The sequence below is a fragment of the Anaerotignum lactatifermentans genome (assembly GCF_014982935.1).
Lineage (GTDB): Bacteria > Bacillota > Clostridia > Lachnospirales > Anaerotignaceae > Anaerotignum > Anaerotignum lactatifermentans.
On the sequence record NZ_JADCKK010000069.1, the window covers coordinates 1 to 12682 of the forward strand.

11 protein-coding genes and 1 pseudogene are annotated in these 12682 nt (G+C 44.7%); 6 read left to right on the forward strand and 6 right to left on the reverse strand.

Annotated elements, in window-relative coordinates; all coding sequences use genetic code 11:
- Window positions 1-171: 171 nt before the first annotated feature.
- The 3 genes and pseudogenes from INF29_RS12550 to INF29_RS12560 form a co-directional block, all read right to left on the reverse strand.
- On the reverse strand, window positions 172-1074 hold the full coding sequence (locus INF29_RS12550) for a ParB/RepB/Spo0J family partition protein (protein WP_193486973.1): 903 nt from the start codon (window positions 1072-1074) through the stop codon (window positions 172-174).
- A 225-nt stretch (window positions 1075-1299) separates the two neighbouring features.
- A pseudogene (locus tag INF29_RS12555) lies at window positions 1300-1572 on the reverse strand (DEAD/DEAH box helicase family protein); the annotation flags it as partial.
- Window positions 1573-1748: 176 nt separating this feature from the next.
- Window positions 1749-2429 (reverse strand): Crp/Fnr family transcriptional regulator, encoded by a 681-nt coding sequence (locus INF29_RS12560; protein WP_072853291.1) that lies wholly within the window; start codon window positions 2427-2429, stop codon window positions 1749-1751.
- A 159-nt stretch (window positions 2430-2588) separates the two neighbouring features.
- Here INF29_RS12560 and hpdB point away from each other — a divergent pair, with 159 nt between their 5' ends.
- From hpdB to INF29_RS12585, 5 genes are all read left to right on the forward strand, one after another.
- Window positions 2589-5270 (forward strand): 4-hydroxyphenylacetate decarboxylase large subunit, encoded by a 2682-nt coding sequence (gene hpdB / locus INF29_RS12565; RefSeq protein WP_193486975.1) that lies wholly within the window; start codon window positions 2589-2591, stop codon window positions 5268-5270.
- Between the two features lie 16 nt (window positions 5271-5286).
- Window positions 5287-5553 (forward strand): 4-hydroxyphenylacetate decarboxylase small subunit, encoded by a 267-nt coding sequence (gene hpdC, locus INF29_RS12570; RefSeq protein ID WP_022254655.1) that lies wholly within the window; start codon window positions 5287-5289, stop codon window positions 5551-5553.
- 4 nt (window positions 5554-5557) lie between these two features.
- On the forward strand, window positions 5558-6496 hold the full coding sequence (hpdA, locus tag INF29_RS12575) for a 4-hydroxyphenylacetate decarboxylase activase (RefSeq protein ID WP_193486977.1): 939 nt from the start codon (window positions 5558-5560) through the stop codon (window positions 6494-6496).
- Window positions 6497-7001: 505 nt separating this feature from the next.
- Window positions 7002-8426: an amidophosphoribosyltransferase gene (locus INF29_RS12580; RefSeq protein ID WP_072853297.1), complete on the forward strand. Its 1425-nt coding sequence runs from the start codon at window positions 7002-7004 to the stop codon at window positions 8424-8426.
- Window positions 8427-8551: 125 nt separating this feature from the next.
- A complete protein-coding gene (locus tag INF29_RS12585; protein WP_193486979.1) occupies window positions 8552-9415 on the forward strand; it encodes a DUF362 domain-containing protein in 864 nt (287 codons plus the stop codon).
- A 113-nt stretch (window positions 9416-9528) separates the two neighbouring features.
- Here the strand turns inward: INF29_RS12585 and rnc are convergent, their stop codons facing one another.
- From rnc to plsX, 3 genes are all read right to left on the reverse strand, one after another.
- Window positions 9529-10224, reverse strand: a complete 696-nt coding sequence (gene rnc, locus INF29_RS12590; RefSeq protein WP_022364222.1) for a ribonuclease III — start codon at window positions 10222-10224, stop codon at window positions 9529-9531.
- 1 nt (window position 10225) lies between these two features.
- Window positions 10226-10456 carry an acyl carrier protein gene (locus tag INF29_RS12595; RefSeq protein WP_193486981.1) on the reverse strand — a complete coding sequence of 77 codons (231 nt, stop codon included), beginning with the start codon at window positions 10454-10456 and terminating at the stop codon, window positions 10226-10228.
- Between the two features lie 117 nt (window positions 10457-10573).
- Window positions 10574-11563 carry a phosphate acyltransferase PlsX gene (gene plsX / locus INF29_RS12600; protein ID WP_193486983.1) on the reverse strand — a complete coding sequence of 330 codons (990 nt, stop codon included), beginning with the start codon at window positions 11561-11563 and terminating at the stop codon, window positions 10574-10576.
- Window positions 11564-11748: 185 nt separating this feature from the next.
- Here plsX and INF29_RS12605 point away from each other — a divergent pair, with 185 nt between their 5' ends.
- Window positions 11749-12510: an AIM24 family protein gene (locus INF29_RS12605; protein WP_072853305.1), complete on the forward strand. Its 762-nt coding sequence runs from the start codon at window positions 11749-11751 to the stop codon at window positions 12508-12510.
- Window positions 12511-12682: the final 172 nt, after the last annotated feature.

The window sequence follows — 12682 nt, forward strand, 5'->3', positions numbered from 1 at the left end:
GACGGATGTGATTAATCCAAAAAGAGCCTCGCCAGACCAATTACTCCCTTATCATAAAAAAATAAGTGCAGAGGGTAAAGCACAAATGATATGCTTTATCTCTTACACTTATATGGTACTAAAAAGTGCCCTCCATAAATCGCTCGGACAGCACTTTTTCTATTCCAATATTTACTTTTTTCTTCTTTCTTGCACTTTTAATCTATAATACATCTCTAGTGCTTCTAAAATTGTTTTTTCCATAGTTTTTGGGGAAGTCCCCGGAGAAAAGTATCTTTCTATCTTTTCCAAAGGCACTTTTAACTGCTCTTTCTGATTGCCTTTTTGCTCTGACAATAGCTGCTCTATAGTAAAGAAACATAATGCTGATTCTTCTTCCAACTTTCGCAGCTGAATTGCCTGTGCATGGCTTGGTGTGCAGTCAAGTTGTCCCATTACTTCCAGTAATATTCCCTGACTTTCAGAAGATAAGTAAGAGAGTTCCACAGCAGGACGTAGAGCTATTTTTTTCTCATCAACCATATCTAATATTGGTTTTATCAAGTATGTTAAACGGATATATCGCCGAACCTGATCCTGACTTTCTCCCACCTGTTCACCAATCAACTGCCTGGAAGTTTTCTTCTGAAAATTATGTGCCAGTGGCACAACATTATTCTTTCTTGGTCTGCCACCTTTTCTTTTGATCGCATCCATTCGCATTTTATATGCAAATGCTTTTTCCGATGGCAATATGTTTTCTCTTTGGATATTTGAATCAACCATCGTAATGATGGCATCTTCATCACTTAACTCCTTGATTATGCAGGGAACCTTGTATTGTTCTGCCAAAATAGAAGCTGCTTTTCTTCTATGCCCTGCCACCATCTGATACTTGTTGTCTACTAATCTAACAATCAAGGGTACCATGACGCCATACTTTTTGATGCTTTCGGAAAGTTCCATTAAACTTTCATCTTCAATTACATGGTATGGATGGTCTGGAAAATCAGAAATTTCATCTACATCCAAATAATAGATTTTCTTATTTTCATCATTCGTAACATATGTGTTGTAAACATTTACTTCTTCCATGACAAACACTCCTCGTCATTTATAGTAATTTACATTCCACATAGTACATTTCGAACTAAGAATTCCATATCGTGATAACGCATTTTTCGACACGAATCTTGGTCACTAACCTCTATTTTTTATTGAGTGTTATTTGCTCCATTTCGTCCAGCAAAAGACTATATATAGAATAAAATTCAACAAAATACCCTATATTTTGTCCCTTCTACTTCCATATTCATTCTAACTAACGAAATATTCTACAGCATTTTCCGGGAAAAATTCCTTCAATTCATTATAAAGCTGGGCTGCCAATGTTTTATTATGGGCAATGACCAGCGTGGGTTTCTGTATTTTTTCAATGACGTTTGCCATGGTAAAGGTTTTCCCGGAACCCGTTACCCCCACCAAAGTCTGAAATTTCAATCCATTCTGAAATCCATCGGCGATTTTTTCGATTGCCTGTGGCTGGTCACCAGTAGGCTGAAATTTGGAATGTATTTTAAATGGTTTGTCCATGACACACCTCCGTTTACACAAATCATTCTCATGCAGTCAAGCCTCTGACTGCAAAGCACCATATAAACATCCATTTTGTTTCTATGTGCTCATCGACTACCAAAAAGTATATCACAGTTAAATACTAAAGTATAGGGGAACAGCGAAAATATACAAACATTTGTTCTATTTTTTCGTTATGGAATATCGTAAAACTGTCGGATATGCTCTGCAATCTGCATCAACTGCTCATGGTCAGCAATTCGATCTCGTTTTTCCTTACCTTTTAATATACCCTCTTTTCTCCATTTTTTCAGTACGTAACAAAGGCTGCGGCGGCTGATGCCGATTTCTTCGCAAATTTCATCCAGCGTATAGCTTTGCAGTCTTGCAGGATGCATCAGACAATACATCGCCGTATTTTCTTCTGCTGTAAAAAGCGTCAGACTAAAGACTTTCCGATACATCTGATAGGTACGGCTGCTGGTACTGCGGTAAAATTCCAGGGCAAACGCCGGATTTTCCATGAGCTGGCAGAAAAGCTGATCTGGAAATTCCAGATAAACACAAGGAGTTTCCGCAATGATATTGGCATCGAAGCTATAACCACGCATACGGCTGATATGGCCGGAAAAGCTGCCCACGCCAATTTCATCCAGCAAAATACGTATGCCGCGATAGGTCAGGCTGACAACTTTCACAGACCCCTGCAAAATATAAACAATGCGATATCCCTCATCGGCTGCATTGGAAATACATGTCTTGGCAGGAACTTCATGAATGGTGATCTGACTTGTTTCCAGATAAGGTCTAATCATGGGGTATATATCCAATTTTCCTACAAAATCCTGCCAGTTCGCCCAGATTCTCTCATGCATATACAAATTCTTCCTTTCATATGTTTTTGATTTTGTGAATAGTTTATCATATTTTTCCAAATAGTGCAAATTGCACTTAACGAAAGCATGTATGCCTGCCATAATAAAACCATCATCATTCACAGAAAGGCAGGTTGAAAAAGTTTGGAAAGTAATGAGATGAAATTACAAGAAATCCTCAAAGCAAGAGGTATCACTGATGAACAGTTAAAGGAAGTGCAGGAGCAGGATATTCCCGCTGCCGCTGAGAGCTTCCAGCGTATCATGGACATCTATTATCTGCTGAAAGTAACCGCAGATATGGAAAGTGCCTACTGGTACAACCGTGTATGGTGGGAAAATGACGGCGATCTGTTGGAAGTACGCCGTTCAAAAGCCGTTGCCGCTTCTCTGGCACACAGCACACCTACCATTTTGCCTTATGAAAAACTTGTTATGAACAAGACAAAACATCTGCGTGGTGCCTTCCCCTTCCCTTGGGTTTGTGCAAGCTTCTTCAATTCCCTTGCGGAATCCCTCATGGAAGAAGCAGAAGCGCCTGCTGAAAACGAAGCTGACTCCGTTTCTGTTGTTGGCGCCGGCGGCGGCAACGTTACAGAAAGCTATGGCGAAGTCATCTCCATTGCAAAAAAATTTGGTATGCGGAAAGAAAACATCCCTGTTCTGGTAAAAGTATCCAAATACTGGGACGGCATTTCCGTAGAAGATATTTCCACAAAATATGCAAAAACACTTCCCGGCTTTGAACAGTTCCAGAACATCATGGACAGCGTTCTGGTTATGTTCGACTCCTTCGCAATTCCTCAGGGTCGTGAAGTTATGAACTATTACATGCCTTTGCAGTACGGTTTTGACGGCATTCTGGAACTGTGCGATGAAAAAATCGCAAAAACCATGGGTGAAGCTGGAGGCGACGGGGTTCTGGGCATGAGCCGCGGCTACTACTATGCTGCTATGAAAGAAATCGTCAAAGGTCTGAGCCAGTGGTGCGAAAACTACGCACGCAAAGCAGAAGATCTGGCTTCTTGCGAACCAGATGAAGCATACAAAAAGAATTATCTGGAAATCGCACAGGTAATGCACAACATCGCTCACAAACGTCCTTCTACATTCCGTGAAGCACTGCAGATGACACTGTGTCTGCATCTGGGCGTTGTAAACGAAGACCCTCAGTCTGGTCAGTCCATCGGTCGTCTGGGTCAGGTATTGCAGCCCTTCTATGAAAAAGACATCGCTGACGGCACCACCACAGAAGAAGAAGTTGTGGAACTGCTGGAACTGTACCGCATCAAGATCACATGTATCGAATGTTTTGCTTCTGCTGGCGTATCCGGCGGCGTTCTTTCCAGCAACACATTCAACAACCTGTCTTTGGGCGGTCAGAACTACGATGGTCTGTCTGCGGTTACACCTTTGGAATACCTCATCATCGAAGCAGGTATGCGTGCGCAGACACCTCAGCCTACCCTTTCCATCCTTTACGATGAAAAGCTGCCTGAGGACTTCCTGATGAAAGCTGCCGCTTGTACCAAACTGGGCATGGGCTATCCTGCATGGATGAACAATCAGGTGGGCATGAACTTCATGCTCCGTCAGTACGGTCCCGAAGGTATGGATCTGTATGATGCCCGTGCATGGTGTCTGGGCGGCTGTCTGGAATCTGCACCCGGCTGCTTCCTGCCTCTGGAATACAACGGCAAAGTGACCATGATCCCCGGCGGCGCTTCCCCTACTTGCGGCACCGGTATCCACTTCACAGGTCTGCCGAAGGTTCTGGAACTGGTACTGACAAACGGCGTGGACAAACGTACCGGAAAACAGGTATTCCCTCCTCATAACAAGAAACTGGAAACATTTGATGAACTGCTGGATCAGTGGAAAGAATATCTGGACATCAGCAACCGCATTGTAAACAAAGTCAACAACATTCAGATGGACGTATGGCGCAAATACAACATGCCTGCCGTAAACTCCCTGCTGAAACCGGACTGCTTCAAGAAAGGTCAGCACATCGGTAACTGTGGCGCTCGTTATAACGCCTGCATCAACTTTGAATCCTGCGGTACCATCACATTCATCAACTCTCTGGCGTCTTTGAAGAAAAACGTATACGACACCAAGAAATATACATTGGAAGAAATGACAGATGCGATGCTGCATAACTTCGGTTTCCGCACCGCTTATGACACCGGCGTATTCTCTCCCGATTATCGCGAAAGCACAGACGACGCTCAGAAATACGCTGAAATCTTTGCAGACTGCATCAACGCACCGAAATACGGCAACGCAGATCCTTATGCAGACCAGCTGCTGCGGGATTACCACATGTACCTGCTGCATTATCTGCCTACACTGGAGTCCTTCTTTGGCAAACCGGAATATCTCTGCCAGATTTCCGTTTCCACCCATGGTCCTCAGGGCTTCATCACACTGGCAACAGCCGATGGTCGCTTAGCAGGCACCACATACTCCGACGGTTCCGTATCTGCCGCCCCCGGCACAGACAAAAACGGTGTTTATGCCCTCTTTGAATCTGCAACCGTTTACGATCATTCTCAGAACCAGAATGCACAGATGAACCTGAAACTGCATCCTTCTTCTGTTCAGGGCGTACAGGGCACCAGAAAACTGCTGGAACTGGTTCGTACTTATATGCGTAAAGGCGGTTTCCACGTACAGTTCAACGTGGTAAGCTCCGACACATTGAAAGAAGCACAGAAAACACCTGACCAGTATCGTGACCTGATGGTTCGTGTAGCTGGCTTTACACAGTACTGGTGCGAAATCGGCAAACCCATCCAGGATGAGGTTATCTATCGTACCGAATATGAAGAAGTTTAAGTGGAGGCGTGAAACCATGAAACATGTAGAATGCATTAACTATATCAACTTAGACTGTGAGAAAGGCATGTGTGCCCTTTCCAAACAGATCGTTCCCATTGATGGCAACGGCAGCGACGCCTGCGGTCATTTCCAGGCAGCGCCCGTATGCGGCAACTGTGCATGCTTCGCAGATGCAGACAAACACGGCATCGGCACATGCAAAGGCTTTGAAAAAGAAAACTGGACTTATGCAAAATGTGGTGCTTTCTGCTGTGAGCACTACAAAGCAGCACGGGGGTAAGCCTATGGATGCACGCGGACATATTTTCGATATTCAGTCCTTTTCTGTCCATGACGGACCCGGCTGCCGCACCACAGTATTTATGACAGGCTGTCCTTTGCAGTGCCGTTGGTGCGCAAACCCGGAAAGCTGGATTTACGGCAAGCATCTGATGTTTGCCCAGGCATCCTGCAAATGGGACAAAGGCTGTGACGTATGTCTTTCTGTCTGTCCCACAGGTGCCATCACCATGGAGCCAGGACAGCCCCCTCAGGTAGACTGGAACAAATGCAAGGACTGCCATGACTTTCCCTGCACCTCCATCTGCCCCAACCGGGCACTGAAACAGTGTGTGCGGGAATATACCAGCGAGGAACTCCTGCAAATCCTCCGCAGGGATTTCAGCAGCTGGGGCAGCAACGGTGGCGTCACATTCAGCGGCGGCGACCCCATCACACAGCATGATTTCCTCATAGAAGTCCTCAAGGACTGTCATAAGCTGGGCATCCATACTGCCATTGAAACCAGCGCACATTTCCCCAGAGAAAAATTTCTGGATGTGATGCAGTACATCGACTTTGCCTTTATCGATGTAAAAAACATGGACAGTGAGGCACACAAAGCCGGAACAAGCGTAGGCAATGAACTGATTCTGGACAACATCCGCGCTCTGAAACAAAGCGGCTGGAAAGGTCGTCTGGTGCTGCGTCAGCCTACCATCTGCGGCTACAATGACAGCGAAGAAAACGCAAAAAAACTCATTTCCTTTATGAAGGAAAATGATCTCTTTGAAATCAACCTGCTGAAATTCCATCGTTTGGGTCAAACCAAATGGGAACAGCTGGGCAAAACATATGATTATGCTACTGGCGGCGAAATGACAGACGAAGCCATGACCGCATTGCAGAGCCTTTATCTGGATGCTGGAATCGCCTGCTACATTGGGCATCATACCTCTTTCTGATGTCCACTTTCCATAAACTTTCATGCCGTAACGCTGCATAAGCAGTATACAGAACAGGCAAGTGTCTTTCCAATCAAATGGACGGGACACTTGCCTTTCTGTTTTTTGTGGGTGGGATAAAGTCTTGTCCAAACAGCTGTACACAACGGTATACGTGGAAAAGACATTGTTCCATCTCCTCTTTGGAAAACATTTTTTTCCATTTTTATAGATACTCTCCAATGATTTTTCATTTCCGGCTTTTTTCATGGTTTCTTTTTGGGCAAGATTTCCCCCACCTTTTTAAATCGTCGTCATTTTTCCCGAACATTATTTCTTTTGGACTTTCTTTCACCGCAAATTTTCATTGGAAATCGGTTTTTATGTGAAATCTTCCAGTGCTGTTTTTGTTGTATTCCATCGTTTTTTCGTATAAAATAGAAATGATGGCATGCACAGCATGCCTTATCAATTTTGGAGCAACAAGAGATACCATCATTTTTTAGAATCATAAGGAGGAACCATCATGGGCGGTTTTTTTGGCGTAACTTCCAAGCAGGATTGCGTACTTGATATCTTTTTCGGGGTGGACTATCATTCTCATCTGGGCACACGCAGAGGCGGTATGGTCATCCACAGCCGGGAAAAAGGCTTCCAACGCCAGATTCACAACATCGAAAACACACCTTTTCGTACCAAATTTGAAAAAGATCTGATCGATTTTCAGGGTCATTCCGGCATCGGCTGCATCAGCGACTCCGATCCTCAGCCCCTTCTGGTACGTTCTCATCTGGGCTTATATGCCATCACAACAGTCGGTGTCATCAACAACGCTGATGAGCTCATCAAAAACTACTTCTCTGACCATGGACACCAGTTTATGGCAATGAGCTCCGGCAAAGTCAATGCCACAGAACTCATCGCCGCACTGATCAACCAGAAAGACGATCTGGTTTCCGGTATCCTCCATGCACAGGAACAGATTGACGGTTCCGCAACCATTCTGATTCTGACAGAAGATGATTCCATCATCGCTGCCAGAGATAAAATGGGCAGACTGCCTGTTCTTATCGGCAAAGACCACGAAGGCTACTGTGTTTCCTTCGAATCCTTTGCCTACACCAAACTGGGCTATGAAAACGTATATGAACTTGGTCCCCGTGAAATCGTTAAGATCACACCTGACGGCTATGAAACACTGAATCCTGCCGGCAAGGATATGAAGATCTGTGCGTTCCTGTTCAGCTACTATGGCTACCCCAACTCCAACTACGAAGGCATCAATGTCGAAGTGATGCGTTACAAAAACGGGGAAATCATGGCAGCAAACGAAAAGAAAAACGGCACACTGCCTGATGTAGACTACGTTGCAGGCGTGCCTGACTCCGGTATCCCCCATGCCATTGGTTATTCCAAAGAAAGCGGCAAAGCTTTTGCCCGTCCTTTTGTAAAATATACACCCACCTGGCCTCGTTCTTTCATGCCCGCCAACCAGAAAGTTCGTAATCAGGTAGCAAAAATGAAACAGATTCCCGTTCCCGAACTGATTGAAGGGAAAAAGCTGCTGTTTGTGGACGACTCCATCGTTCGTGGTACACAGCTGAGAGAAACTGTTGAATTCCTCTATCGTTCTCACGCAGCAGAGGTACATATGCGTTCCGCATGTCCTCCCATCATGTATAGCTGCAAATATCTGAATTTCTCCAGCAACGGCTCCGATATGGATCTGCTGGCACGCCGCGTCGTACAGGAACTGGAAGGCGACGAAGGTCATAAACATCTGGATGAATACGCAGACGCTTCCACAGAAAGAGGCAAATGCATGCTCCGCTCCATCTGTGAAAAACTGGGCTTTGACTCCCTGGGTTATCAGTCCCTGGATGGTCTGCTGGATGCCATCGGCATTGACCGTGACAAAGTCTGCACCTATTGCTGGAACGGCAAAGGCTGATATTTCATACTGTCGCAGGAAATCTCCTGCGGCAGTTTTTTTCTGTTTTTTTCCCAATCCCTTGTTATTTTCTTTCTACTTTGTTACCATAAAAAAATACAACTGTCATAAAGGAGGTTTTTTCTATGGCTGCAAAAGTATACTTTTCCCGTGAAATCACACCGGAAAAAGTCCTGGAATTATATAAAATGGCTGGCAAAGAACTCACTGGCAATATTGCCATCAAGCTTCACTCCGGTGAAGAAGGTAATCAGAATTTCCTGAAACCGGATTTCTGGAAACCTGTCATCGACTTTGTAGGCGGCACTGTTGTGGAATGCAATACCGCTTATGAAGGCGAACGGAACACCACTGAAAAACACAAAGCGCTGCTGACTCGTCACGGATGGGATGCCTACTTCAAAGTAGACCTGATGGACGCAGAAGGCCCTGATATGGTGCTGGAAATCCCTAAGGGCAAACAGATTCAGAAAAACTATGTAGGCAAGCATCTTGCAGACTATGATTCCATGCTGGTACTCTCCCACTTCAAAGGGCACCCCATGGGCGGCTACGGCGGCGCATTGAAGCAGCTTTCCATCGGTGTGGCATCTTCCTTCGGCAAAGCCTATATCCACGGTGCAGGGGAACCGGAAAAAATCTGGACAGCAGATCATGACGCATTTCTGGAATCCATGGCAGATGCAGCATCTTCCGTTGTGGAATACTTCAAAGGCAATGTAATCTACGTCAATGTTATGAAAAACATGTCTGTGGACTGCGACTGCTGTGCAGTTGCTGAAGACCCTTGCATGAAGGATATTGGTATTCTGGTATCCTTAGACCCTATTGCCATTGACCAGGCTTGTCTGGACTTGGTTTATGCCGCTGATGACCCCGGTCGTGACCACCTTATCGAACGCATTGAAAGCCGCAACGGTGTTCATACCATTAAAGCCGCTGCCGCTTTGGGCTTTGGTTCCAGAGAATACGATCTGGTAGAAGTATAAACATTTTCTCAAAAACAAAAGAGCCGGCTCTTTCTCAAGAGTGTCCGGCTCTTTTTTCACGAAAAAAGCAGGTGATTGAAAAAGAATATCCTTTGCAATCACCTGCTTTCTTATTATGCTTTCATTTTTTCCAATGCTGCATTGGCTGCGTTCTGTTCTGCTTCTTTTTTGCTCTTGCCGCTGCCCTGTCCCAGCACCTTGCCTTCGTGGGTCACTTCTGCCACAAAGACTTTGTTGTGGTCGGGACCCTTTTCATCTACAATGGCATAGTGTACAGGAACCTTGCTGATTTTCTGGATGATTTCCTGCAAATGGGTCTTGCAGTCCAGATTACGGAAATTGGTCTTTGTCTGAGCAATCTGGTCTTCCATAAACCGCATAACATATGTAGAAGCGGCTTCGATACCGCCATCCATACATACCGCGCCAATAATGGCTTCAAAAGCATCTGCAAGGATAGAATCTCTGTTTCTGCCGCCGGTACTTTCTTCCCCTTTGCCCAAAAACAGATTTCTGCCTACACCCAATTTTCTGGACAGACCTGCCAGAGAGCCTTCACAAACCACTGCCGCCCGCAGTTTGGTCAGTTCCCCTTCCGGCATTTCCGGGAATTTGCGGTACATATATTCACTTACCACCATGTCCAGCACTGCATCGCCTAAAAATTCCAGTCTTTCGTTATTTTCGTGACTGCCTTTTTTATTTTCATTGGCATAGGAACTATGGGTCAATGCCAGCAGCAGCAAATGCTTATCCGCAAAATGATATCCCAGTTTTTTTTCAAATTCTTCCAAATTCAAATAATTCATATTACTTCTCCACTACTCTTCTGATATAATCCAACGCATCCCCAATGGTTTTCATATTCTCCGCCGCATCGTTGTCAAATTCGATGTCATAGGCTTCCTCCAATGCAGAAATGATCTGGAACAAGTCCAAAGAATCCGCACCGATGTCTTTAAAGGAAGTTTCCTCCCGTAAACTATCTGCAGAAATATGCAGCTGATCCGCAATGATCTGCATTACAACAGTTTCGTCCATATTTTCAACCTCCTCTTTTCTTTTCTGTCAATACTATACTCTATTTCCGACATTTTGTCAGCAGAAATCCTGGAAAAACAGAAGTTTTTTCCCATTTTGTACACAAAATTACACTGCTTACAGTTTATCCTGAATTTTCCCTACAATGTCAGCTTCTTTAAACAGCACACACTGTCTGATGGCGTTTTTGAATGCTTTGGCATTGGAACTGCCATGAGCCTTTACCACAAGAGATTTCAGACCGATAAAAGGCGCACCACCTACTTCGTCTGCATCGAAATATTTTTTTACATTGCGGAAAGGTTTTACCAGCATAGCCGCAGCGATTTTATAAGCGCCTTTGGTGATTTCAGACTTGATGATGTCCACCAATGTTTTGCTCAAGCCTTCGGCGAATTTCAAAATGGTATTGCCCACAAAGCCGTCGCAGACAATGACATCCGCTTCCCCAAAAGGAATATTTCTAGGCTCAATATTGCCCACAAAATTCAAATCAGATACTTCCAGAAGCTCATAAGCCTCTTTTGTCAGGCTATCACCTTTTTCCTTTTCGGCACCAATATTCACCAGTGCAACAGAAGGATTTTTCTTGCCAAATACGTTTTCTACATAAACGGAACCCATTTTGCCAAACTGTTCCAGATATTTTGCTTTACAGTCTACGTTTGCACCGCTGTCTACCAAGAAGGTAAAGCCATTCTTGGTAGGCAGGCAAGTACCCAATACGGGACGTTCTACGCCCGGCAGACGACCTACAATAAGCAGAGAGCCTGTCAGGAGGGCACCAGTACTGCCGGCGGAAACAAAGGCGTCTGCCTCCCCATTTTTCACCAGCTGCATACCCACAACCATAGAGGAATTTTTCTTTTTGCGAATTGCCATAGTAGGCACTTCATCAGTGCTGATGACTTCTTCCGCATGCACCACTTCGATTTTTTCTTTTGGATATGTATATTTTGCCAGTTCCCGATTGACATCTTCTTCTCTGCCTACCAGTTTTACCAGCACGTTCATTTCTTTCACTGCGTCTACTGCACCTTTGACGGTTTCCACAGGTGCCAAGTCCCCGCCCATGGCATCCAGTGCAACGATTATTTTCTGATCCATAATTCACCATGATCCTTTCTTTCAAATTACATGCTTTTAGTATAAACAATTCCCCATAAAATTACAATCCCGCACCCCAATACTTTTTTCTTAGCAACGAAGTCATTGCTGTATTTTACAAAATATGGTAAAGTAACATTGTATGAATCATAATACCTTTTATGGATGTAAAGGAGGCATTATTTATGTATCAGATCAAAAATCTTTTAGAAAATGATGACATTCGTGTTTTGACAGAATTGGGACCTTTTACCGTCATTGAATACCTGCGGGATTTAAGTGTTTCTCCTGCAAATGCAGCTACGGCTTATTTCGCTTCTGAAATGAATGTGCGCAGACGTCAGGTCATTTGTGATTTGAAAAAAGCCAATATCACATTACAGGCAGGTGCTATGCAGTGGATGGTTGGCAACGTCAATGCCACCACAGGCATCAAAGGCGTAGGCGACCTTTTCGGCAAAGCCATCCGCGGAAAAGCAACCGGTGAATCTGCCATCAAACCCGAATATACTGGCAATGGCACTTTGGTGCTGGAACCCACTTACAAATACATTCTGCTAGAAGATGTGGCAGACTGGAACGGCTCTCTGATTCTGGAAGATGGTCTGTTTCTTGCCTGCGACTCCAATCTGACACACAAAGCCGTTATGCGGTCTAATCTATCCTCTGCTGTAGCCGGCGGAGAGGGTTTGTTCAACCTTGGCTTAAGCGGCAGCGGCGTGGTAGCGTTGGAATGCCCTTGCCCCAGAGAAGAATTGATTGAAATCAATCTTCAAGATGACGTACTGAAAATCGACGGGAATATGGCAATCGCATGGAGCGGCAGTCTGGACTTTACTGTAGAACGCTCCGGCAAAACGCTCATTGGTTCTGCGGCTTCCGGCGAAGGTCTGGTAAACGTATTCCGCGGCACAGGCAGAGTACTGATGGCACCTGTTCTGGACTAAAAAGAGAAATACATCCTATTACCTTATAAGAAAACAAATATAGCTGGAATCCTTAAAGTGAACTGAACCCAAAAAGTTAGACAATATTTTCAAATTAAAATTGTTTAAGAAGCCAGAAGGGCTTGTTGTCTGTAAATTGCAGGTGGCAAGCCCTTTAACTTTGCTTTGATTC

Coding starts and splice junctions, on each gene's coding strand:
- INF29_RS12550 (WP_193486973.1), bottom strand. CDS start 1,074: ATGGAAGAAGTAAATGTTTACAACACATATGTTACGAATGATGAAAAT.
- plsX (WP_193486983.1), bottom strand. CDS start 11,563: ATGGATCAGAAAATAATCGTTGCACTGGATGCCATGGGCGGGGACTTG.
- INF29_RS12605 (WP_072853305.1), top strand. CDS start 11,749: ATGTATCAGATCAAAAATCTTTTAGAAAATGATGACATTCGTGTTTTG.
- hpdA (WP_193486977.1), top strand. CDS start 5,558: ATGGATGCACGCGGACATATTTTCGATATTCAGTCCTTTTCTGTCCAT.
- INF29_RS12580 (WP_072853297.1), top strand. CDS start 7,002: ATGGGCGGTTTTTTTGGCGTAACTTCCAAGCAGGATTGCGTACTTGAT.
- INF29_RS12560 (WP_072853291.1), bottom strand. CDS start 2,429: ATGCATGAGAGAATCTGGGCGAACTGGCAGGATTTTGTAGGAAAATTG.
- hpdC (WP_022254655.1), top strand. CDS start 5,287: ATGAAACATGTAGAATGCATTAACTATATCAACTTAGACTGTGAGAAA.
- INF29_RS12595 (WP_193486981.1), bottom strand. CDS start 10,456: ATGGACGAAACTGTTGTAATGCAGATCATTGCGGATCAGCTGCATATT.
- INF29_RS12585 (WP_193486979.1), top strand. CDS start 8,552: ATGGCTGCAAAAGTATACTTTTCCCGTGAAATCACACCGGAAAAAGTC.
- rnc (WP_022364222.1), bottom strand. CDS start 10,224: ATGAATTATTTGAATTTGGAAGAATTTGAAAAAAAACTGGGATATCAT.
- hpdB (WP_193486975.1), top strand. CDS start 2,589: ATGAAATTACAAGAAATCCTCAAAGCAAGAGGTATCACTGATGAACAG.